31 protein-coding genes are annotated in these 22,563 nt (G+C 35.3%); 16 read left to right on the top strand and 15 right to left on the bottom strand.

Annotation, left to right across the window (positions count from 1 at the left end):
- Positions 1-458: 458 nt before the first annotated feature.
- A complete protein-coding gene (locus tag J5U23_RS00275) occupies positions 459-1,472 on the bottom strand; it encodes a hypothetical protein (protein ID WP_218265745.1) in 1,014 nt (337 codons plus the stop codon).
- Positions 1,469-1,720: a plasmid regulator gene (locus J5U23_RS00270; protein WP_218265744.1), complete on the bottom strand. Its 252-nt coding sequence runs from the start codon at positions 1,718-1,720 to the stop codon at positions 1,469-1,471. Before J5U23_RS00270 ends, J5U23_RS00275 begins: the two co-directional genes overlap by 4 nt.
- A 386-nt stretch (positions 1,721-2,106) precedes the next feature.
- On the opposite strand from J5U23_RS00270, the gene J5U23_RS00265 reads away from it, so the two are divergent.
- A complete protein-coding gene (locus tag J5U23_RS00265) occupies positions 2,107-2,334 on the top strand; it encodes a hypothetical protein (RefSeq protein WP_011921277.1) in 228 nt (75 codons plus the stop codon).
- Positions 2,335-2,960: 626 nt separating this feature from the next.
- On the opposite strand, the gene J5U23_RS00260 is transcribed toward J5U23_RS00265, so the two are convergent.
- From J5U23_RS00260 to J5U23_RS00240, 5 genes are all read right to left on the bottom strand, one after another.
- Positions 2,961-3,272 (bottom strand): type II toxin-antitoxin system RelE family toxin, encoded by a 312-nt coding sequence (locus J5U23_RS00260; RefSeq protein WP_244988741.1) that lies wholly within the window; start codon positions 3,270-3,272, stop codon positions 2,961-2,963.
- A 104-nt stretch (positions 3,273-3,376) separates the two neighbouring features.
- Entirely contained in the window at positions 3,377-3,598 is a 222-nt protein-coding gene (locus J5U23_RS00255; RefSeq protein ID WP_218265775.1) for a hypothetical protein, read from the bottom strand.
- Between the two features lie 11 nt (positions 3,599-3,609).
- Positions 3,610-5,223, bottom strand: coding sequence for a helicase C-terminal domain-containing protein (locus J5U23_RS00250; RefSeq protein WP_218265743.1), 1,614 nt, complete (start codon positions 5,221-5,223; stop codon positions 3,610-3,612).
- Positions 5,223-6,506 (bottom strand): ParB N-terminal domain-containing protein, encoded by a 1,284-nt coding sequence (locus tag J5U23_RS00245; RefSeq protein WP_218265742.1) that lies wholly within the window; start codon positions 6,504-6,506, stop codon positions 5,223-5,225. The genes J5U23_RS00250 and J5U23_RS00245 overlap by 1 nt, the downstream gene beginning before the upstream one ends.
- Positions 6,506-6,766: a winged helix-turn-helix domain-containing protein gene (locus J5U23_RS00240; RefSeq protein WP_010978196.1), complete on the bottom strand. Its 261-nt coding sequence runs from the start codon at positions 6,764-6,766 to the stop codon at positions 6,506-6,508. The genes J5U23_RS00245 and J5U23_RS00240 overlap by 1 nt, the downstream gene beginning before the upstream one ends.
- A gap of 119 nt (positions 6,767-6,885) precedes the next feature.
- On the opposite strand from J5U23_RS00240, the gene J5U23_RS00235 reads away from it, so the two are divergent.
- From J5U23_RS00235 to J5U23_RS00215, 5 genes are all read left to right on the top strand, one after another.
- Positions 6,886-7,179 (top strand): helix-turn-helix domain-containing protein, encoded by a 294-nt coding sequence (locus J5U23_RS00235; RefSeq protein ID WP_010978198.1) that lies wholly within the window; start codon positions 6,886-6,888, stop codon positions 7,177-7,179.
- Positions 7,172-7,459: a type II toxin-antitoxin system RelE family toxin gene (locus tag J5U23_RS00230; protein ID WP_010978199.1), complete on the top strand. Its 288-nt coding sequence runs from the start codon at positions 7,172-7,174 to the stop codon at positions 7,457-7,459. Before J5U23_RS00235 ends, J5U23_RS00230 begins: the two co-directional genes overlap by 8 nt.
- A gap of 228 nt (positions 7,460-7,687) precedes the next feature.
- Positions 7,688-8,011, top strand: coding sequence for a hypothetical protein (locus J5U23_RS00225; protein ID WP_218265741.1), 324 nt, complete (start codon positions 7,688-7,690; stop codon positions 8,009-8,011).
- Between the two features lies 1 nt (position 8,012).
- A complete protein-coding gene (locus J5U23_RS00220) occupies positions 8,013-8,195 on the top strand; it encodes a hypothetical protein (protein ID WP_218260338.1) in 183 nt (60 codons plus the stop codon).
- Positions 8,192-8,449 (top strand): hypothetical protein, encoded by a 258-nt coding sequence (locus tag J5U23_RS00215; protein WP_218265740.1) that lies wholly within the window; start codon positions 8,192-8,194, stop codon positions 8,447-8,449. The genes J5U23_RS00220 and J5U23_RS00215 overlap by 4 nt, the downstream gene beginning before the upstream one ends.
- Positions 8,450-8,765: 316 nt before the next feature.
- Here the strand turns inward: J5U23_RS00215 and J5U23_RS00210 are convergent, their stop codons facing one another.
- Genes J5U23_RS00210 through J5U23_RS00195 form a run of 4 tightly spaced genes read right to left on the bottom strand, consistent with a single transcriptional unit; the run spans position 8,766 to position 10,119 of the window.
- The gene (locus J5U23_RS00210) at positions 8,766-9,284 is read right to left on the bottom strand and encodes a DUF1286 domain-containing protein (protein WP_218265739.1); all 519 of its coding nucleotides are present in this window, start codon (positions 9,282-9,284) and stop codon (positions 8,766-8,768) included.
- Positions 9,284-9,664: a hypothetical protein gene (locus tag J5U23_RS00205; protein WP_218260334.1), complete on the bottom strand. Its 381-nt coding sequence runs from the start codon at positions 9,662-9,664 to the stop codon at positions 9,284-9,286. The genes J5U23_RS00210 and J5U23_RS00205 overlap by 1 nt, the downstream gene beginning before the upstream one ends.
- Before the next feature lie 9 nt (positions 9,665-9,673).
- Positions 9,674-9,889, bottom strand: a complete 216-nt coding sequence (locus tag J5U23_RS00200; RefSeq protein ID WP_244988744.1) for a helix-turn-helix domain-containing protein — start codon at positions 9,887-9,889, stop codon at positions 9,674-9,676.
- Positions 9,890-9,927: 38 nt separating this feature from the next.
- Entirely contained in the window at positions 9,928-10,119 is a 192-nt protein-coding gene (locus tag J5U23_RS00195; RefSeq protein ID WP_218265738.1) for a hypothetical protein, read from the bottom strand.
- 391 nt (positions 10,120-10,510) lie between these two features.
- On the opposite strand from J5U23_RS00195, the gene J5U23_RS00190 reads away from it, so the two are divergent.
- Positions 10,511-11,353 (top strand): hypothetical protein, encoded by an 843-nt coding sequence (locus J5U23_RS00190; RefSeq protein ID WP_218265737.1) that lies wholly within the window; start codon positions 10,511-10,513, stop codon positions 11,351-11,353.
- Here the strand turns inward: J5U23_RS00190 and J5U23_RS00185 are convergent.
- Positions 11,350-11,604 (bottom strand): hypothetical protein, encoded by a 255-nt coding sequence (locus J5U23_RS00185; protein WP_218265736.1) that lies wholly within the window; start codon positions 11,602-11,604, stop codon positions 11,350-11,352. The two genes, J5U23_RS00190 and J5U23_RS00185, sit on opposite strands and share 4 nt — an antisense overlap.
- A 40-nt stretch (positions 11,605-11,644) precedes the next feature.
- Here J5U23_RS00185 and J5U23_RS00180 point away from each other — a divergent pair, with 40 nt between their 5' ends.
- The gene (locus tag J5U23_RS00180) at positions 11,645-12,166 is read left to right on the top strand and encodes a hypothetical protein (protein ID WP_218265735.1); all 522 of its coding nucleotides are present in this window, start codon (positions 11,645-11,647) and stop codon (positions 12,164-12,166) included.
- On the opposite strand, the gene J5U23_RS00175 is transcribed toward J5U23_RS00180, so the two are convergent.
- A complete protein-coding gene (locus J5U23_RS00175; RefSeq protein ID WP_218265734.1) occupies positions 12,156-14,171 on the bottom strand; it encodes a VirB4 family type IV secretion system protein in 2,016 nt (671 codons plus the stop codon). The two genes, J5U23_RS00180 and J5U23_RS00175, sit on opposite strands and share 11 nt — an antisense overlap.
- Positions 14,172-14,213: 42 nt before the next feature.
- Between J5U23_RS00175 and J5U23_RS00170 the strand changes: the two genes are divergently transcribed.
- Positions 14,214-14,477 (top strand): hypothetical protein, encoded by a 264-nt coding sequence (locus J5U23_RS00170; protein WP_218265733.1) that lies wholly within the window; start codon positions 14,214-14,216, stop codon positions 14,475-14,477.
- Here the strand turns inward: J5U23_RS00170 and J5U23_RS00165 are convergent.
- Positions 14,467-14,994, bottom strand: coding sequence for a hypothetical protein (locus J5U23_RS00165; protein WP_218265732.1), 528 nt, complete (start codon positions 14,992-14,994; stop codon positions 14,467-14,469). The genes J5U23_RS00170 and J5U23_RS00165 overlap by 11 nt on opposite strands.
- Positions 14,995-15,054: 60 nt before the next feature.
- On the opposite strand from J5U23_RS00165, the gene J5U23_RS00160 reads away from it, so the two are divergent.
- The 4 genes from J5U23_RS00160 to J5U23_RS00145 are packed head-to-tail and all read left to right on the top strand — an operon-like array spanning position 15,055 to position 20,138.
- Positions 15,055-16,935, top strand: a complete 1,881-nt coding sequence (locus tag J5U23_RS00160; protein ID WP_218265731.1) for a hypothetical protein — start codon at positions 15,055-15,057, stop codon at positions 16,933-16,935.
- Positions 16,936-16,966: 31 nt separating this feature from the next.
- Positions 16,967-17,536: a hypothetical protein gene (locus J5U23_RS00155; RefSeq protein WP_218265730.1), complete on the top strand. Its 570-nt coding sequence runs from the start codon at positions 16,967-16,969 to the stop codon at positions 17,534-17,536.
- Positions 17,537-17,560: 24 nt separating this feature from the next.
- On the top strand, positions 17,561-19,759 hold the full coding sequence (locus J5U23_RS00150; protein ID WP_218265771.1) for a hypothetical protein: 2,199 nt from the start codon (positions 17,561-17,563) through the stop codon (positions 19,757-19,759).
- Positions 19,760-19,799: 40 nt separating this feature from the next.
- A complete protein-coding gene (locus J5U23_RS00145) occupies positions 19,800-20,138 on the top strand; it encodes a hypothetical protein (RefSeq protein WP_218265770.1) in 339 nt (112 codons plus the stop codon).
- Between the two features lies 1 nt (position 20,139).
- Here the strand turns inward: J5U23_RS00145 and J5U23_RS00140 are convergent, their stop codons facing one another.
- Positions 20,140-20,520 (bottom strand): hypothetical protein, encoded by a 381-nt coding sequence (locus J5U23_RS00140; protein ID WP_218265769.1) that lies wholly within the window; start codon positions 20,518-20,520, stop codon positions 20,140-20,142.
- A gap of 42 nt (positions 20,521-20,562) precedes the next feature.
- Between J5U23_RS00140 and J5U23_RS00135 the strand changes: the two genes are divergently transcribed.
- From J5U23_RS00135 to J5U23_RS00125, 3 genes are all read left to right on the top strand, one after another.
- Complete coding sequence (locus J5U23_RS00135) at positions 20,563-21,165, top strand: hypothetical protein (protein ID WP_218265768.1); 603 nt, start codon at positions 20,563-20,565, stop codon at positions 21,163-21,165.
- Positions 21,162-21,410, top strand: coding sequence for a hypothetical protein (locus J5U23_RS00130; protein WP_218265767.1), 249 nt, complete (start codon positions 21,162-21,164; stop codon positions 21,408-21,410). Before J5U23_RS00135 ends, J5U23_RS00130 begins: the two co-directional genes overlap by 4 nt.
- 91 nt (positions 21,411-21,501) lie before the next feature.
- A complete protein-coding gene (locus J5U23_RS00125) occupies positions 21,502-22,563 on the top strand; it encodes a hypothetical protein (protein WP_218265766.1) in 1,062 nt (353 codons plus the stop codon).

Genomic DNA, 22,563 nt, shown 5'->3' with positions numbered 1-22,563 from the left:
CTCTTTCAATTTAATTAAAAATTAGTGCCGCGGCCGGGATTTGAACCCGGGTCACGGGCTCGAAAGGGCTATTTTGTTTTCTCAGAAACGTTTTGAAAATACGTCAAAGTTTCCGATTTACCTGTCCATGTTAATGAGAAAAAGAAGAAGTGAAAAACTTGATTTCTACTTACGGTTTAAGGAAAAGGAGTTTTCCGCGTTTACGAGTTTAATTTCTTTAATAATTTAGGACTTACACAGTAAAGCCTACCCCTATCTGTCTAACCGCAAATTCGTAAGTCCTTATGAACTCTTCTCTATACGGTAAACATATTTCTTCCGAGCTAGAATACGTTTTAATAGAACGAACAAAAGAACGCCTTATGTTGCATGTTGAAGCAAATAGAATCATGTTATGAAAGAGAAGTAGAACGCAAATAAAGTCTAAAACGTAACATATCTCATCAAGTTTAACTCTATTATTTCTTAAAATTCTTGTGTCTTTCTTTTATCATTTCTCCTAAGCATATTACAATTTTTTCAAAGAAATATTTCTTTATAGGATCCCTATCTAACGGTGGGGTAGATATCAAAAATTCACCCTTTCCTAACCTTAACCTTATCATGAAGCTATACTTCATATATCTACCTAAGTAGTCTGGTAATTTATCTGTAGATCTGACTGTAACATCACTAATACAGTCTTTAACAATACCAGTTTGAATTAGTGAATCGTCAAAGAGAATAGGTCTTGCAATGTCTGGAGGTATTTGTATATTATTAACATTAAAAGATCTTATAGGGTTTAATGGATGAGCTACTAAAAAGTTGAGCTTTTTTATGATAAAATATTCATAAGCGAAAGGTTGTATTAACGGACGTTGAAATTGAATTCCGTTATAGTTTATTGCCCATGTTTTGGTTTTTGGGTTGACTTGCCAAAAGAAGGGTACATCGGAAATATTAACAAAGATGCCACCATTCTCTATGTATTCTAAAATTTTATTTAATGAGCTGAGGTTTATGGGATCCTCTTCTGGATAGGATCCTCCATAAGGATTAATTATTATTTCGAATTTAGATAGATTTTCTTTAGTAATATCAATAATATTAAAATCTAATGCAGTATCGTTTTCATTAGCGTTATTTCGTGAACGTAGTGCGTTCGATAACTCTTTACTCAAAATATTTTTTAGCTCGTTTATTTCCCCTTTAAATATTGAATTAGGACTATTCCAGCTTATCGCATTTTTAGGTTCAAGACCTTGAATGCTTATAATTCCTATTTTTATTCTATTTCTTCTCCATCTAAAATAAGAATAGTATTTATCAAGAATATATTTATCTAACTTAACACCTAATGCCATAAATAAAATCGATACTAAAAATATAGGTAATACATAAGTATAAAGGTTAAATATTTTAAGGATAGAACCTGTTAATGCACCACCTAAAGCTAATAAAAAGCTTCTTATATATTCTGGAATTCTCATAGTATCTCCTCCTTATACTTCAGGCAATACATCCTCTCTTTTCCAGCTTTGCTTTTATGCCACTTCCTCTCTATTATACCCCTCTGTGCCAACCTGGATAAGTAAACTAACAGCTCATTTTTATCTACTCCAGTCTTTTCATTAAGATACTCTAAGCTGCAGCAACTCCCTGGAGCTTTAGCCATTATCATTAAAATAAGCTGGGTAATCGTAAAACGTTTCTTGTGTTTCTCAATCTTACTTTCCATAAAATTGTATTGAAAATTTTCCCTTAATAAACCTTAACTAGGATTAACAAAGTGTTACCTCCTTAGAAGGGGTCAGAAAATGGGTTTACTAACTGGGAATATCAGGATTAACAAATTGTAAGGTTTATCGCCATGAATGTAAGAGCTTGCTCTTTTGACCAAAATTTTTGAGATCCGGGCAGGATTAAAGTTATTAGTTATAAAGTACAAAGAAGTATAAGGCGGGGTCAGTTCGTAACATGCTCATCATGCGTCAGTCCACCGTCGCTCATCACCATTTGACCCCGCTATGTACCAGATTGTACTTTCAGATATTTAAATTTTGTGGTACATTATGGTACAATAAAGTTTTTATATTAAAGTACAATAAAGTATATTGAGGTAAAATGCCTAGACCAGGCTATAAATCGGTTTACTTCCCTGATGACGAGTTATGGAAGAAGATAGTTGATGAAGCTGAGAAGAGGAAAGTAAGCGTTTATGAAGTGTTAAAAGACGCTTTTGAGTGCTACATGAAGGAAAAGGAAGGAAATAAAATGAGTCTAGAAGAAGTGGTTAAAGAACTTCAACAGTTAAAGAAAAGAGTTGAGGAGTTAGAAAAGAAAGTTAAATAGAATTTTTCAGTAAACTGGGGAGTTTGATGTAGAGAGCTTTTTAAATAAATTAATTAAATATGAACAAGAAAAATCTTCTTATATCATTCATTATTTTGAGTGTTGTCATAACTATAGCTGTAATATTAACGCATTCTTTCGTTGTAAGAGTTTGCTTAGATCTAGGAATGTTTGATTCAATTCAAAGACATATAGTAATATATATTTATCAGTGCATAATGTATATGTGTTGTATTATCTCACTTCTTACTTGTATCTATTGTACATTATCAGCTAATATTGAAAAATTCTATAAAATAAAAGAAGAGGGAATTTTTATAAAGTAAACTTTATTTTTAAAATTTTTCTAGCATAAAGAGAAGGAATATAAAATTTTTCTCAGTAAACTGGGGAGTTATTTCAATTTTTCTCACGCTAAAAAACGACGACTAGCGCTTATCCTACTATCAATCCAATTTTTCAAAATTCAATGAGAAGAAACCAGCATATCCTTTTTAATGCTAGTAACAAACATATAATTATGAGAATTGTTGAGGATAAGGATGGAGAAAGGTTCTTAGTTATTGAGAATGATGCGGACTTCGAGAGGTTTAAGGAAGACTTACTGAGACTTGCAAGAGAGAAGGCTAAGGGTCATGCCCGTAAACCTTCTTATGAGACCCAACCTCCCAAATGAAAACTATACAGTTTTTTGGATCCACGCTGTAAAGTATCCTTATATCACCCGTAACTTCTATTGAGAACATGGGATTTCCGTATTTATCTCTTCCAAGCTTCTCTCTGGAATATTTTAGTGGGTCTTTTCTTAGTAAATCTAATTTTTCAAGTATTAACATTACTGTTTTATCAACGAAATTATCTACTGCATACTCCATAAACTCATGATAGTTCTTTGCTTTCCTCATTGAAAACCTCAATTCCCACTTCTCACAAACCACAATAAGATAAAAAGAAAAACATATTTAAAAATCTTTCTCTTTTCGTATATTATCTCATTAGGAATAATAACTAAATAAATAGTAAAATCGCTTATCCAAAAAGCTTAATCTCTTTCCCGCTTTCTCATCTCTTCTTCTAATACCTTCTCAAACTCTTCCTCATCGGCATTTAATAATCTGACAAAGTGATCAATGTCCTCAGGGCTTTCCATAACTGCACATATTTTACCGTTGACTTTAACGATCCTCATCTTCAGCCTCCTCTTTAACTCCTCACTATTGTTAATTATTAAAACCTCGTCCGTCTCGGGCTTAATAACCTTCATAAAATATAATTCTAAGCAAAAAGCTTAATCTCTTTTTCAGAAATACCCAAGTCAGAAAAGTACTCCTTATAACGACTGTCACAAAGGTAAATCTTAACGTAATCGTTAGGGTCACGAAAAGCCCTGCCGATAGTCTGCTTTATAGTAATTAATGTAATCTGCTTAGCCACTTCCTCCTCACTAACCCCCCAAATCTTAGCCAACCTTTCCGTTCTATGCTTTACCATGTCATCTGAAACGTTAGGATAAGGTAAACCAGCTAACACCAAAGAATCAAACAGATTCTTATTCTTCTCATCCCTGAATTCAATGCCCTCACTTTCTTTAGCCCTTGTTACGAGAAATACTAAATACTTCCTACCTTTCAATAGCTCAAGCATTTCAGAATGCGTTATCTTCCTACCCTCCTCTATTACCGGTATTCCCTTAATCTTCTCTTTAACTAAAGAAAGCATACTATAGCTGGGAAAGAAGACTAAAACATTAGAACTGCTCGAATCATATATCTTAGTAAGAATTTCCGCATAAATGCTCGCATTAGAAGTTCTGTTCCGCATCGATGAAGAAACGCTACTGCAGTAATAATATTCCGCTTTTCCCAAACTTACATTAACGTCTATCCTGTGCGAGTTAGGTAAAGAGAGCTGTGGCATTGTACCGCTCATCAACACTTTATATTTGAATAGGTTTAACGCCTCAGTCATTTCATCATAATAATTGTTAGGAATAACTACAAGAGACCCGTTGCAATTGAATACTTCACCGCTCTCGTTAAGGAACTTACTCAAAGCCCTTAAAGATGATTTGCTTACAGGTCCTTTATTCAAATTTACGTAAGTAGCAGTCGCCATATTTATCTTCCTTAACAGCTCCGGGTTCGGTCTGGGAATTATGGGTAGGGAATGACACTTCCCGTCACTTACTAATTGTTCCATGAAATTTAGTAGAGAGTTTAAGTAATCCTTTATGTCGATTACATTAGTTTTTCCTAAACTCCCTACTACGTCAACTTCCTCCATTGCTCTCTCTACTGTTTTCTTAGTAATTCTCTTCATAAACCATTTGTCTGCCTCTAAAATATTGTGGGCTTCATCGATTACTGCCAAATAATCCGAGGGAGTTAATCCATCTTTCTTCATGAAGAGTGAGTTTCTTATGTATCTGGAAAATAGGTAAGGGTAAGTGAGTACTATAACTTCCCTGGATTTCAGTGTTGATTTCAAAGAGTAATAAGGGCAATAGTCCTCAGCGTGTTTAATCTCAGCAAGGACTTTAGTAGGCTCTTTATCGTCTATCACTTTAATTTTCTCTTTTAAAGAACATAGGTCACAGTTAATGTCTTCTGGATCCTCATTACCTTCAGCATACACACATGAGGAGGATTTACCGAAGAGGAAACCAACACTCATACCCAACATTTTAGCGTTCTTATAAACGCTCTCAAACTCACTGTGAGTCCTTACAAAGAACACTGCCTTCTTGTTTAACATCCTCGCTAGGAGTAATGCAAATATTGTCTTTCCAGCTCCGGGGTTTGCGGAAAGTATCAAAGTTTTACCGTTTTTAATAACGTTGAGTGCTTCGCCTAACTTCTCTTCCTGCCACTGTCTTAACTGCAATTCCATCACGCCAATAGTTGATATGATATGGAGTATGCTCCTTCTTCGGGGTCGTAAAAGCCCAAACCCTTAGACTGTATGAATTCCTCTAATTTCTTGTATTTACCTACTCCTTTACCGCTCTTCAGCTCATTTATTGCCTTAGCACTGATAAGATACGTTTTACCGTCAAGAGTAACCAGATATAGTTTAGTTTTGTCTAACTCTACGAAACCCTCAGTTAATAATTGCCTTAAGTAGTCTTCTAACTCATTATCTTCATTAGTGGTAAACTGGGGAGTTAACTGTTTAGCCTCTTCTTGTTTTAGCTCCTCATTAGCCTTCTTCCATTCTTCTAAGAGCGGATATTCTTCATTTTCGTCTAACTCTCTCTGTCCTTCTTCAGTCTCATCTTCCTCTTCTTCTTCAGTATCTTCTTTTGCCCTGGACTTTCTCTTAGACTTAGCTAACTTCTCTTCAGTCTTCAGCTTGTTTATCGCTTGTGAAACAGCCATTTTATGGTCTAAAATTAGCTGTAGTAGATCGTCTCTTTCTAAGATGATTCTACGGCCTTCCTTAGTAGTAAGTAGCTGACTCCTTTCCGTTGGAGGAAGATTAACAATCTTTTGAAGCTTATCCTTAGCTTTGGTATATAATTCATATGCAGGCTTTAGGGGAATTTTTCCTTCATCGACTAACTGCCTTAACCATGGGAATTCTGATATTCTTGAATAACGATCTAATTCTCTTTCTGACACCTCCTTTGCACCTATCTCTTCCTTAGCCTTTTTTAGAGATTCGTAACTTATCCTATTTGTTTCATTATTTGCTTCTGAAATACTTTGACTTGTCAAAGAATTTTTCTCACTTTTCATTTCCGAATTCCTACCACTGGTGGTAGGATTTTGATCAGATTTTTGTATCTTATTCTGTTTACTTAATCTTTCTATCTTTTCTGCAACTTCCCTTATTAACCTTAGCACTTCATTCTTCTCTAGATGTCTTCTTTGTAAATTTAGCATAGCTATTAATTTATATGCAGTAACTCTGTCCTCAGAACTCTTAAAATTCCATTTTCTTACCTTAACTTCCTTAAAGTTCAGATTCTTCATTATTGATACTCTGGTATAGCCATCGAGAATAACATAGTCTTCATCAACGTCTATCGGCAATGTTTGGCCGTTCTTTGCAATACTGGAGGCTAATTGTTCCTTCATATTGTTAGGAGGTACTAATGACCTGAACTCATCATCTTCTTTTAATCTTTCAATAGGAACTATTTCTTCAGTATAGGATAATGTAGAACTCATTATGGATTCACCAGCTCCTTCAAACTTTCAATTTGTTTTATGAACTCGTTGAGAATTTGTTCGCCTTTCTCTGTTATTATGTATTTCCCATCAGCATACGTTACTGCCCCTAACGCCATTAGCTTGTAGATATTATCCCTAACTGTATTGTATGGAATATTTGCCCCTTCGCTTATTTCAATTATCGTTTTTGCTTCTCTCTTCTTTCTTAAATATGCAAGGATTTTATACATGGGGATTCCTTTTAATTCTTTTGACATATCTATCGTGTAATGTTATACATTACACATTATTTAAATCTTTTCTCTGTTCCGTTTCGCATTACAAATTACATAATGTTAAATGAAGAGTAGACTGAAAGTATCATGTAGCGGTTAGCATGACAGATAAAAAGCCGTTTGCTTTAAGTGAGGTTGCCCAAAGGGTTTTGATAGTCCTCGGAAGGGAAAATAGGGGTCTAACTGTTAGAGAGTTAGTTGAAAAAACAGATACTAACAGTGGTAGTATCAAGAGAGCGTTGGAAGAACTTGCCAAACTTAACCTAATAAAGGAGGAAAAAGAAAACGTGTTTCCTTATAGGAGGTTAATCAGTCTAACGGAGGTCGGAAGGGAAGTGGCTAAAAGAGTTATAGAAATAGAGGAATTAGTTAAGAAAGTGCAGTCAAATGGCTGAAGAGTGGAAATTAGTATTCCATATCAAAATTAAGAGACTACCCAGGGAGTTCCAGAGTGATGAATTAGAGAGGATAGAAGAGGCTTTAGACAAGCTAAGTAAAATGGAATTAAATGAGCTTGATATAAAGAAACTGGAGGGTTGGAATGATAATGAAAACAGAGATATATTTAGGATAAGAGTAGGAAGGGATATAAGAATTCTTGTCTCTTTCGATAACGAGAAAAAGCAAATTCATATATGGAGGATTGCTAGGAGGGAGTCTGTTTACGATGAATAATAGCGCTCTCTTTCTTTAACTCATTAAACAGTTTGTGTAATTCCTCACTATTATTAGTTATAGTAATCTCGTCAGTTTCCGGCTCTATTATCTTGATTTGTTTCTTTTCCATAGGTAATAGTTACACTACTTGGCTTAAAAAGATACAGTTAGGATTATTGTGTCCCGTTTCGCATTACACAGTAAAATTTAAATAATGTGTAATGTATAACATTACACAGAACAAACATGATTTCCACACAAATCCCCAAATCCATGATAAAGAGAACCTCAGTTTTTTACACTCTAGGAGAAGGAATAATCATTTCCGCAGATATTCAAAGTAAGTCAAGGAAAGATGTAGTTCACTATACCAGAATTGTTTTAGATCCGTTAAGCTTGAAAGTTGTCAAAAGCAGTTGCGATTGCGAAGGCTACACATTTAGAAGACACTGCTGGCATATTGAAACTCTAAAGCAGTTACTAAATGATATTAAGGTTAGGAATGAAATAGAGAAGGCTAGAGAGGAAATGATGGCAATAGAGGAAGATATAGCTTCGTGGGGGAGATGATATGACTGAAGTTCTGCAGACTCAAAAGAATATTGAGTACTTAGTAAAGTTACTGAGGGTCTACTTTCAACTAGACGAAGTACTTAAATTTGCAATAGAGGAGTTAGCTGACGATGAGGTCGTAGTAGAAATTTCTCAAGTTAAGGATAGGGTAAGGATGGTAATACAGAGGCTGATCCAGTGACCGAGCAGATCGTTTTGGATTATGTTTCGATTTACAAACAAGTTGAGGGTTGGCTTGTCAATAACATATTATCACAATTACCGTACCCTAAAAAGGAGCTCAAGCTTTCCTCTATTAATATCTCATTGACCGTGGATAACAAAATAATTGCTTACATTAAATTCTACGTAAAAATAGGATACCTCGATATAGAGAAAGAGCTGGAAGGCTCGTTATATTTAATCGACGGTAAAAGCAAACTCATTCTAAAATAACTGGATTTTTATTCAGTAAACTGGGGAGTTTACTGAAAATTTTGCACACAAAACTCCCGCTTGGGATCCAACACTTGCGCATTTACTTCTAACTTAACAGTTTTTCAAAATTCAATGAGAAGAAAGCTTAATAGTTAGGAGGATAAGATTAAATTAGGGATGAGGGGGGTCAGGTCAGAGCAACGGCGTCCTATCATAGGTCAACTCGTGTCGTGCTCATCATCCCCTCATCCCCGATTTCTAATTCTGTAAAAAGTTATTTAAAAATATTTCTGTTTTTATTTTTGCCAGATTAATATCTCATTAGGAATAATAGTTATATTTTCATTGAGATTAGAAACATTATTACTCCAGCTATCATTGCTAAACCGTTAATTGCTGGGTTATCATATCTGAAATGTGCTAATGCAAATCTTCTCCATTTTCCGTGTTTTTTAACGTAGATTCCTCTTTCGGTAAAAACGTCTAAGAGCATATGGGAGGGTCCAACAACCAGACCGTTTAACAGTGTTAGTAACACTACTTTATTGTTAAGTGAGAAATAGTATTCGTGATAGCTAAACCCATAAATCAATAGGGGGATAAGGACCGGGACTACGGAGGCAATACCCCAAATTACACTTCTGGGGATTGTGTGGGTCAACGGTGTCCTTACCGGGATATATCCGTATCTGGTTGTAATTTCCTTATGGCCGATCCTATCAATCAAGGAATTACCTATTACTGAAACTATTCCGCTAAAGAGTAAAGTGTAGTAAAAATATTCATGAAAGAGTACGGAGTCCAGAAGTGTCAATAGTCCCGTCGAAAAGATGTAATGGGTTCTCAACTTCATTAGAACCTCCTCAAAGCGTCTAACAAACTTTTTAGCAATTCTACTTCAGCTTTAACTTCGCTTTCTAATGTCCTTTTCAAGGGAAGTATTCTATTTGTTTGAAAATTTAGATTCAGCATTGTATTATCATTTAAAGGGTATAGAAACACTGAGATTTTGTCTTTTAACTTACTATTTTTATTATAAATCTCCCATACGACATCAACGTTACTGAAATAAAGTATGGCATTATATTTATTATTAATAATATATGATAAATTCCCCGCAACTTCTATACTCTTTACGTCATAAAATAGTCTAAGAATCCCAGGAGAAATGAAAAATCCCTTAAGCTTTCTATAATTATAAGGGAGTTCTGTTTTTATTATTATTTCCTTCATTTTACCACCTCAGTTAGAATTTTTCAAAACCTTAATGCTATAAAATTCTAAATCGTCTAAATCTAGCATAAGTTGAGCTATAGTTCTTATTGTTTCATCAATATAGTATTTATTTTCTTGTTTCTTCACAATCCCAGCTATTGTTAAAAATTCTAAAAGATGATATACTGCTTCTTCTCTAATTCCAGTTTTCTTTGCTATTTCTTCTACAGTATTATTGTCAATATTCGCTAATACTACTAAAATTATAATATCAATGCTATCTAAATCATTAAATAAATTGCTAGAAATATCATACCACCTCCTGCAAGAATTACGCTAAGATTTCTATACACTCTTGCGAGCTTAGGTTGAACATTTAGCTCATATAGTAGTAGATAAACTGCACTATAGAACAGAAAAATTACGGTAGTAATTAGAAGCATTATTTTTATAACAATATCGAACGGGAGCACTTTTCCACCTTAAATAATTCTGCTTTTTAAACATCGGGATGGATATCGCTGATCTTAATTTCGGTTCACTAATTTTTTGAAAGGACCGTCCAATAGTGACAATGTTATTAGAACGGCAGAACTAATAATTGTGGCAATATCTTTATGCATTATTATTCCTATTATAATAAAGAATGTAGCTCCAGATAATGCATATACTAAATTCGCTTTCTTCATGTCATTAGTGCATTTTTAAAATACATTATGAAGATAAATACTGAAAACCTTCTTTTCCATTATAGAACTAATACCTAAATATTCTAGATTATTTTACGATAAACAGGGGTGTTTCTGGTAATACCGAATTTTTTAACATAATACATTCAGGTTTTAAAAGTGCTATATTCTTTAAATGAACCTGGAAGAATGCACTATCATAAAAAACTATGAAGGATTTCTCGTAGACAGTTGTACGGGCGAAGTAATAACTGATGAATACAGGTTCAGTTACGAAAGATATGACAATCTGATCCCCGTTAATGTTAAAAAGGTTGATAGTTCTGATGAGGAGAAATATCTACAGTATATGAAATTGAGGGATTGGAAGAATCAGGAACTCGACAACATTATTAAACTTCTCTTTTTAAGGATTGGAGACGAGAAAATAAGAGAAGAATTTCTTTCGATTGTGGAAAATGCTAAGAAATACGGCAAAGCAGGGGTATTAGCAGCTTTCGCCATAGCGCACTACCTTAACGGAATTTCCGTTAGGACAAAGAAACTTAGGGAAGAATTTGCAGTAGGCATGTTCGAATACAGACAAATTCGAAAAATTCTACAATTGAAAATCAAAAAATCGGTTAATGATATAGACAAATTAGTGTTAAATAATCTAGAAGAAGAGGAGTTAAAGAAAAAGTACATGGAGTTGAAGGAAAAAGGAGTGTTTTCTGGAAAAAGTGTTTCATCAAGGATAAAAATACTTTTAGGGGAAAGACCTAGTGTCACAAAATCACCTCCTAAGAAAAATAATGAGAAAGTGATGGAAGTAATTGACGATAAGGGACATGTGTTATGTCCTAAATGCGGCATGATAGGTTTTATAATTATGCGAGAGAAGAAGGGACATATATATTATTACATTCAACATTATGTAAAATATTCATATAAAGAACATTATTTAGGAAAGAACATTAGATTACAAAAAAGGATATATTTTTCAGAAAATTCACTGGGTAACTTGATTTATTCCTAAATGTTATTTTTTACAAATTTTAGACATTCTTCTACAAGTTTTTTCGCTTTATTTTCGTCTGTAAGTTCTTTTTCCGAAACTACCAACTTTCCATCCCCGATACATTGTACATCGTATTTCCCGTCAAAACGAGGCACAACGACAAAAAGGGGGACGGAAATTTTAGTATACGTCTCGACGACGGGTAACTTCACATTCACCGTGATATTATTTTGCTTCATAATTTCCGAAAATTTTTCTATCCAGCTCATGTTTCTCACGAATTTGATATATAAAAATAGTCTGAAACTTATGAGGAAGAAATTCGCATATACTGAAACTCTATCGAGTACGGGAGGAAAGAACATTGCAATTCCAGGGTTGGGCGAAATCAGTGAAGCTAAAATGATGGTTGCGATAATGATAATAATATTGGGGTTTATTATCCACACTTCATTGCAAGTGCATATTACCGCATTGCTTATAGGTCTGGTAATCCTCGCAATACCAGAAACTTCAGTGGGGTTCGATAAAACATTAGCTGGAATAATAGACTATTATTTTACTAAGAAAACAGAGAAGCAGAAGACTGAAAAAAAGAAGAATATGGGGACTGCTAAAAAGAGTACTGCTGCAAAGAATAAGGAACTTATTGCCATAGAAAGATTCTTGGGAAATTACGGGCGATCTATCGTAGGGGCTTTATCAATAATATTGGCGATATGGTTAGCAGATACTAACATTGCGGTGTATTTCGTAGAGATAATTATACTTCTAACTGTAGGACTTATAATGTTGATAACGGACTATCTAATAAAAGTAGTTAAGCAATAACTTTTTTTGTTTTAACTTCCTCCGTTTCAAATGCTTCCAGTTCTTTTGTAGTTAGCTTCACATAGATCGGGGTCTTTATGTTTCCTAAATTTAATATCCCCATTCCAGGGGAGGCGTGCTGGACGAAATCTATCTCATTCTCTGTTAGCCCAGCAAATTCTGCTAATTCTTTCTCTACCAGCTTATCATCTTTCTGCTTAAGTATTATACGTGTAGCAGCATTTTCATAGACAGCTTTAGCTTCCTCGTTATTCGTAAAGTCCGTAATTAATTGTGACATCGCGATAACTGATGTATTTAGATTCCTAGTCTCTCTGAAGAACCTCGACATTATATCCGCTAGCTCCCTTCTTGCAAGTATTCTATGAGCCTCATCGATTACCACAATTTTCTTTATGCTCTTAGGGAGTGAGTATAACTTTACTAGAATAGCGTTAAGAAGTAAACCCATTGCAGTCTGAAGCGTAGTCACGTCGTTTATTTTGAAGCCTATTACAACTACGTTTTTTTCGAACTTCGGCGGTTCACCTTGGAAAATGTTCCTGAAAGCTCCATCAACTGCCCTGGCAACATAGTATGAGGCTTCCTGCTCTTTCAGATTGCTACTATCTCTTAGATATTCATAAAGTTCCCTTAAGTTTGATATCCTCTTTTCTATCCCGTTTATTTTAGTCAGTCCTGTGATTACAGCAATATCAATAACTCCTTTTAATTCTGCTGGCACTTCAAACGCTTGATAGAGGTAATTTAACGCCATTTCAACGGGCATTGCTGCAGGGTCAATTGAATGTAAGAGAACGGGATCAAGACCCATAGGTTTTCCTTCCTCTAAGAATTTGTTCTCTACATCTAGATTGAGTTCTTTAGCTATAAACTCGTTATAGAAGCGGTTGTAGTTCCCTATAGGATCTAGGACAAATAGGAAAAAGTCCTCCTCCCTTTCTTTCAATCTCTTTAATAATCTATACTGTAACGCCGCTATGCTAGTAGTCTTCCCAGCTCCAGAGAACCCGCTCACTATTATATGCCCATTTTCCTTGTATTTCCTATCCCAGGGGTTAATTACTACTGGAGATCCTCTATCAGTTATTGCGAAAAATATACCATTTTGCTCTATAATAGATGAATCTACAAATGGATAGAGATAACCGAGTCTTACATTAGTCGTAATCATTGTAAGTCTCACCCAATCGATCCTCCAATTTTCTATGAGTTCTTTCTGAACGTATTTCGGAACATCTAGTTTAGTGACACACCACGTCTTAGAATTAGCAATAACTGAATCTGTAGCTTCTTTGAGAACGTTAAGATCGTTGTCTACTAAAATTAACATATAGGTAAATTTATGGGTTGATGCATTATTCAATCTGTCTTGTTCTAGAAGTGTCAGATGTTCCATATGCTTTTGTCTCCAACTGGTAGTTGTAGCTAAGCTTCTTCTTGCGGATTCTCTTTTGAATGCAGCAATATGGTAATCCACTTTAGATTCTGGGACGTGTTCTATCCTCATCAGAAGTTCAAGGTGTAACGGCATTATATTTAAGGGATAAAGTCTAGCCAAACAGGCCTCTTCAATATCCATACCTGGAGGCTCTCTAATGTCTGGTACCAAAGCCCTAGCAAACCTACCGTCCTCAAGAATAACGTAATCTTTGTGTTTCTTCTCTCTGTCAATTTTGTAAATAGGTAAGGGGAAGTCTACTTCTTTTCCCCTCATTATCTGTAACCTATCGTTTTTTGGAATTCCTACGTAGAACCTAGGTATTTGTAGATATAAGTTTGAGAACAGTTCTTTTTCAAATTCTACTAATTCCTCCCTGTAACTTGCATAGACATACATTTTCTCATGAGATGAAACTTCTGCCATGAACTTTCCATATTCGGATTCCCTATCCGATTCGCTGTAAAACAGTACTGGATAACCTTGAACCTCATACCATCTCAATTCTCTCATTTCTTCAATCGGAGTTTTTACCGATTTCTTCTGCTTGTTTTTGTCACTCATCAGTATCTGTTAATTTATAAATATGAAAATAAGTGAAGAAGGATGTTAAGAAAGTTAGTGCAAATAGGAAAAAAGATGAGAAAGAACGGAATGCATGAAACGACCTGGTATACATTCGGTGCTGCAGCGGGTGCCGCAATCGTAGGCAATACAATATTAAGCAATGTAAATGTAGCTGGACTAAATGCAGCCACAGTAACGGATATCATTGGCGGTGGTCTAGCAGCAGCTGGTTTCTATGAGTTAACTAACATAGTCACACCTAAGATCGTTCTATGGTTAGAGAAGAGGAAGGCTAAGCAGTAAATATATCCTTCAAAAAAAGATAATATATATTTTTTCTTCTATATTCTTCACTTATTCTAATATAATCTGGAGGATGCGAATCCAGAATCCAAACTAGAAATCTTATAATTCTACTTTTAGGTCTCGGATATCTAGCTTCGTAGGTAGTAGCGTTCTTAAAAGCGTATAAGTCTGCATCCTGCTCTATTTTCCAATTTATCATTATATAAGACAAATAGATTGTTATTAGGAAAAACAGTGAATAGGAGAGCAATGAGGTGAAGAAAGCCATAATAATCAGCTGTAGTAGTGCGAGTTTCTTCTGTTTCAGATGATAACTCTCGTGAAGCAATGCAAATTTCGATAAACTCCCCAGTTTACCGTAAATGATTATTTTATTAACAAAAGTTAGGGCTGCGGCATTAGGAGTTTCAGACTCGGCGTAAATTATCCCATCATGCTCTTTTGCCCTTTTTCTGATTATTATGTATTGTGTATACTGCTTAATTATTCCTATAAGGAGAACTGAAATTAACATTATTAAACTTATGAGGATCTTCATCCCATTATTTATTAATTAATAAATAACAGAGGAGTTATGGCTAAAGACTATCGTAGCGGAAGTATGTGGGCTTTAGGACTAGCCATCTTAGTTTTATTATTTGTATATCTATTACCATATTATTCTAGCTTAGGACAGCAAGTCACCATACAGCCACCTCCTACAGTAACACAGCCTAAGCCGATTAACATAACATCGCATCCTATACCACAGCAGAACTATACTGTAGTTTATTCTGCTCCAAACATCTCGACACTATTAGAAGTACCAGCTAGTCTTCTATCAAACTATACAATTCAAATAAATGGAAATTCTAATTTACTCGCAGTACTGCTTAAGGCTTTGAGCTTAAACGCTTCAGAAATATCTCCAGAAGACTATCAGAAGTTCTTACAAATAGCGAGTGTCCTCTATAGTCACGTGACCAATTACTCGCCTACTCCAATAATAAATAATGTAATAATTTTCATTCCGTCAAACGTTACATTTCCAACAAGCTTTCCTACAGATTGGTCTTATCCTCCATCGGATTTAGTAACATTAAACTCCCCAGTTTACTCAATAATCGACATGTATCCTGTAACTTTAACCATGAGTGTTACATACAGTACGAATATGTATCTCGCACATTCGTCGACTTCTCAAAACGGGAATCAAACAATAATCAATAGATATTACGGAATGAAAGTTTGGGGTACAGTATACCTTCTAGCAAATAATAACGTTATAGCGTCGAATAATTTTCAGATTTCTTACGAGGCAGTTCCAAACTATGAGTTACCTTACCCTGGAGCTCCCATATATCAAAACACGTTTCAGATTTCGGGAGACATAAATGTACCTCCAGGCGTCCCAGAAACTGTTTATTTACAATATACGATAACCGCATATCAATATACTAAGACGACTACGAGCGGAAACGTCACATACATTAATCACTACCCAACTGATCCCTCTTTCAATTACCAAGAAAAAACTTACAATTGGTATGATTACAGCATTACAATTCCGATTACAATTGAAGTATTTAACGGTACAAATCCAACAACTGAAGTGGGTAATAATATATACAACACAAGGGATATTAGTACTTATTTCTCATATACTACTTGGAGTTCCGAACCCCAACCTAACAGTACTATTATAACAACTTATGACCATATTAACATTGTTAACTATTCGATTAAGAGAACATGGAATGCTGGGAGTATTGAAGTAATTCCTCAAGAATATACCCAACAAAACGGGAATACAATAAACTACTATCTTTCTTTTAATGTCCAAAATAATTTAGTCCAGCCACCTTCATGGATCTATCAAAAAATGAACGAAAATGTCACGGTGAAAGAGGAATGGTATAACTTCTTGAACCTGGTCGCTTTTGCCTATACTTTATATCATCTTGCAAATGGGAACCTTACAGCCTACGATTATTATGTCTCGATGGCAACTTTCTATAACGGAAATAGTACAAGTGGATATTATAAGATGTATAATGATAGCTTAACATTGTTCAGTGTATTCTCCCCATGGAACATTACAAAAGGTATTCTCGACTTAACCGGAGTAGGCGTATGGAATTCAATATGGTATTATGTTAAGGGCTTGCAGATAATAAACACATCATTTTATGGACTATTAGATAGTAACAATCAGTCATGGCTCATTTACGATCCCGTAGTAGTTTATGCTACATATTACAATGAAGAACCGCTCGGTTTTCAATTTACATCGTATCCTAATTACAATTTTACTCCAGTATCGAGTATTCTGGAACCTTTTCCGCAAGTGATTGAGGCTGTTAAGGGAATATATTATAGCTATCCGTTACCTTATACTATATTTACATTTGATAAGCAGATCGTGAATTTCAAATACTATTATAATCCCACTATAGACAAGGTAATAAGTCTCTGAGATTTTTAAATACCAAAAAGGTGGAGAGGAAATGAATAAAGGGTTAATAGGTATAATAGTAGCTTTAGTAGTAATAATAGGGGTAATAATGGGACTTATATTACTAAATCATAAACCGACGAGTACTAGTCCTAGTTCTACTCAAACTACTTCACCCAGTATTATAACAACTACTTCAACTGGTACCGCAAATTCATCAACAACTACTTCAAGTATAACACAGACCACAGTACAGCCTAACCAGTCCGTGATAATATTCTATAAACATAACAACACATATTATGTGTTCTTAATACCGTATACAAATAGTTCTGGACCTGTGCTGCCTAACATCACGTGGTGGGATATCGTGAACGCAGAAGTAGTTTACTATGAAAGAACTTATATCAGAGCAACACCGATTAGTATAGGTTTCGATAATATAACCTTTGATGTATTAACAACACCCCAGGGTAAACCGTTCTATAAATTGAGTAACGGATATGCTATGGTATTTGCACAGCTATATGGAAATTATACATTCACAAAGGGCGAGGTATACAAAGCTTATATAGGAACTCCAATGGGAATAGCAATCCCCATTACGGTTGAGTACGAATAATTTATAAATAGTATATCTTCCGAAATGAAGGAAGTTAAAGTCAAAATATTTTTAGCGGTTTTCTTATTCCCAGCTTTAATATTATCTAATTCCTTATTGGTAATGGCAGCTACTGGATCAAGTAACCCCCAATTAGCTACATTTCTCAGTTATCTCGCTGCACTTATAGAACTGATGGCGTTAATAGCGATCAGAAAAGACTTTACATACGGACTTACCCTGATGGCAGCTGGAGCTATTGTTGCAGTTCTTACAGCACAATACACATCTAATAATGGGACAATTACAGCATTAAATAACGGTGTCCTTACTGTATATGTTAATGTTTATCAATACTATCCAGGAGGAGCGTTTGGGATAGGAGCACATTGGAATTATGCTCCTGATAATGTGTTTGATCCTGGACAACCAGCATATATAGTAGTTGTCGTTTCACCATATTTCGGTCAGGCAAATGTTAATATTACAATATATTGTCCTAGCGGTTCTGTAGATCCAATAGTAAATGCACCTTTCTATCAAACATTTAACGCAGGTCATGGTAAAACGTTTACAGGGTATATTGTCGAATTTATACCAGAAACTGGCAGATATGATATTGTAGTTACTGCCTCATATGTTGATGGAAATACGATCTATTACGGCACCGGGGAAACGGCATTTGTCGCAGAACCTGGAAGTATAGGATCATTTTTTATTAGTGCTCTCCAGGCGTTAAGTAGCTATTTCATAAGCGGAGTAGGATCTGTAGTCCCTGGATTAAACTCTGGAATTGCTAGTTCTATAAGTAGTCTAATATATGTACCAACACTAGAAGGAAACTCGGCGTCTAATGTAGGGACTTTAGCATATAACTTCTTTAATAATGTCTTTATGCCGTTTGCAACTACATATGTTCCACTATTCTTGACGGCGACAGTTGGAATTAACGCATTTCTCGGTAACTATGGAGACTTCTACGATCTGTTAAGAGATCTGATATACAAGGTGGGAGTTTACTGGATCTTTACGTCTGCAGGAGTTATAATTTGGGACCAGAGTGCCCAAGTTCTCAATTACTTAGCATCCCAAATATTGCCTTCAACCTATATACAGATGCTGGCTAGCGATGTGGCAGGGCTATTAACTACTACTGGAGCTCTATTCGGTCTTGCAACTGCGTCAAACGTATTCGGTGATGCGTTATCCCAGGCATTTACGTTTATGCTGGAACTGACTATTGCGATATTTATGGCGGGCTTAATCAGACAAGTGTTACTGTTAACTTTAGCTGCTTTGATTCCATTCTTGGCTGCACTTTGGGTATTTGAATGGACTAGAAGGTTTGTCGATATTATAGTTGAAGTCGGTCTAGCTTTCGTGATAAGCGGTGTAGTAGACGCCCTAATCCTGAGGTTTATCATAGCTTATTCGGGAGGATGGCTGTGGCTGATGGGACCAATATTCATCTTTACGTGGGTAATGATGGGCTTGGGCGTAGCGAGAGCAGCGGGTGCAGCAAGAGGTGCAGCAAGTTTCGCGTCGCATGCTGTAGGTTCGGCATCTGCAGAGACAACGCAGAGAACCGTAAGTGCTGCGAGTGAGGCAAAAGAAAGACTTCAGAATTACATGTCGGAAAGGAAGGAAAACAAAGCAGCTAGACAAACAATAGAGGCTATAGCTCCTCAGCTAACGCCAAACTTAGGGAGCACTAAGCCTAAAGAAATAGTAGGGCTAGCGAAAGATTCTGACTTTTACACAAAGTATGATGAAGCAAAGCAGAGATTAGATAAGGCTGCAAAGGAAGCTGCAGGTTTAGGAGTAAGTAAAGACGAATTAATCAGGCTTGCAGCTATAAACGATGAAAAACAGTTAGATAAGGAATTGCAGAAATATACTCCACAACAAAGAGCTGCGATAAACGAATATTTAGACGCTAACAAAGAAGTTGAGAAATACAAAGCTGCGGAATATTTAAGGAATGTCCAAGCTGGATTGGCTTCTCTTAACCTCAGAGGCGTTAAGGTAGATCCGTGGAAGGTCCAGGAGGCTGCAGAATCTTTACCGCCTAACACAAGCTTAAAAGACGCTCAAAAAATGATGGGCACAGAGCTATTCTATCAATATCTAGTTTTACAGAATTTACAGAATAATGCAGCGCTAGGAATGAAGCCGAGGGAAGCAGCAGATCGTGCATATGTTGATGCCAATATGTACTACTTCTTCAGTAAACTAAATCCCTAAGAGAAATCCTTTTTTATTCTTAAAATCAAATATTATACTTATGAAGAAGGATGAAAAGGACTGGCTTCATACTGATCCAGATTATCATGAAATGGATCCAGTTGAGAAAGGACTTTATAATAAAGGTTGGAAGTGGTTAGCGAAAGAGATGTATCATCAGAGAAAAATGGCGAAAATGAATGAGGAGTGGTGGAGGAAAAATGCAGGAGTAAGTCCACTCCCGTCTTACAAACAACAAAAGAAGAAAATAATGAAATCGTCAGGAAACGGATCTGCAGTATGGCCTATATTAAAAATAGTACTAATTTTCGGCGGGATTTTCTTCCTTTTATGGCTAATTGGTCAAATGATGTTATCAATAAACACTGGGATTCCCTGAATTAGATTTTATTTTTTATGACAATAAATATTCGATATGCATCTCTAACTCCATCAATCTTAACTATCTTGTCATTTTTTAATAAAAAGTATAAATTATCACCGTTAAGGTCTATCTCTTTAACGTCTTTCCATGAGAAATAAAGCTTCTTTTTCTTTCCAGTTATCCTCCATACCCCGCTGTCATTATACGCATATTTAGGCATGAAATAATAACCTAAGATCGCTATCATATCCAAAAACACTAGTCTGTAATTAAAAAACGTAAATAGAATCACAATAACTGTAAGGGCTAACATTGTCATATCTCTCTTTGTAGAGATATAGTTTAGATCTTTTTGTGAAGGGAATAATAAGTGTTTTATCTTTTCTGCTACACTCATCACTTACATATTATTTTTAAATTGCTTAAATGATGGGGAAAGATGAAAAAGGACGTATTAATTGCATCTGTATTTATTGCTATAATAGTTATTGCAGCAGTCGTAGGAATAATCGAACATAAGAATACAGACACTAAGAAAGTAACGAGTAATACGACAACTAACACGAATGCACACAAGAACAACACGACTTCCACAATAACTACGAGAAATGAAACAGTTAAAGTGAGTAATGTTAGCGTAAAATACGTTCTTTATTACGAGTTTGTTCTTAACAAGACAGGAAATATTACAATAACATGTGTAAATGGGACTTATCTAATAGTTCTGAATGGCGTACTTAATTATCCCCCGTCGTATATAGAAAACGGATCTTACACTATAATATCTATTGAAGGAAGTATAAGCTTCCCTAACGGTACGATAAAATACTTCGTAATCCCCGCTTATCAAGATATAATAATAAAGAATGATAATCCTACAAAGTTCTATATTGTACTGGAAGGAAATAGCCCAGCACTGTCTACGCTGTATAACTATATTGAATACTTACTAAAGCAAGGGATAGATAGTGTTCAAGTGACTTTTGATTTGTTGCAGAATGACCAGTTCAGCTATCAAATCCAGGGGGTGATTAACTTATGATGGGATTGGAAGGAGCCGCAAACTATCTAGTCTCATTATTAATGCAGCTATTTAATATAGTGTACAACGTAGGGGAGGAGCTCTTCGGAGGATTACCGCAAACCTATTTAACCGTTTTTGCATTCCTAGTAACAGCAACATTGCCTTCGGCGTTAATGTATGTTTTTGTAGCGTATAGAAAATACATTCTATATCTGCTGTTATTCGGCTGGTTTCTATTCATCCTAGCAGTTATTTTATTCTAATTGATTTTTTCTCGGTAAACTCCCCAGTTTAATGGTAATACCCTTTTTGTATACATAACGTTTATTTATTTATAAACGTAGATTTTAAGCGGTGAAATATACGAAAGTTATAAGTGCAAGGGTAGATGATTGGATCGCAAAAGAGATTGAAAAATATGGAAAAACATCAGACGTCGTGAAAGAGGCAGTATTGCTTTATATCTCTAATAAAGCGGGAATCTGCGATGAAATGAGGTACAAAGTAGTCTTCCTTAGAGGGTATGATAATACTATTTACGAAATAATGAGACTACTTCATGATCTAAAATCAAAAAGGCATGTAGTGGACGAATATTTAATGAAGACGTTTTCCAGGGTAATAGACGCAACACAAATCTTGAACATGACGGAAGAGTTTATCAAAGAAAGTGGTGAGCTAACTAGCCTAATGGGATTCCTTAAGGAAGTTCTTTCTGCTACAAAGATCAATAACGATGTTTATTCAGATTTCAACAAAGTCCTAGAAGGATACTTAACGTTATTAGACACGATAATAGGAATAACCTCTAAAGTCTCCAGTATAGAATTACGGTATAAAGATGAAGTAGATAGTATCGATACCTTATTTTATGAAGCTTGCAAGGAAAATAACGACTGCATAAAACTCTCAATAAGTTCTGCAGTAAAAGCTGCAATAAATTTCAGACATGATGCCCTGGGATCGTTAAAAACTGAAGACCTAGTTAATATGTTAAAAATTCTCGATAAAGAATATATTACATCAACACAGTTCCTCGAGCAGAGCTGCAATTCTAATACCATATTCACTCCTAACATATGCGAAAAGTATGAGAGGTTGAAAAAAGTAAGAATAGGTGCGGGTGATTATACGAATTATGCGGATGAAATAGCACACAGGTTTAGACTAGGCGAGAATTCGGCTCAACTTATAAAGGAAGGCATAATAAAAACAATCTTCACGGATTCATTCTATCTAGATCAAGTATTCATGGTCGTTACTACCGCCATAAACGCTCTAATCAGTATTATGAAAGAGATAAAAGACGATGTTATAAATCTTAACCTACCCCCACACGTTTTAACGGAGATTTTTAGAGGGAGATTAGAACTAGAGTTAGAGAATGCGATAAAGCGGTATTGTGTCAAACAGTAA

Source organism: Saccharolobus shibatae B12, assembly GCF_019175345.1.
Taxonomy (GTDB): Archaea; Thermoproteota; Thermoprotei_A; order Sulfolobales; family Sulfolobaceae; genus Saccharolobus; species Saccharolobus shibatae.
Note: the sequence above shows the minus strand (reverse complement) of the source record. Positions and strands in the feature narration are given on the sequence as shown.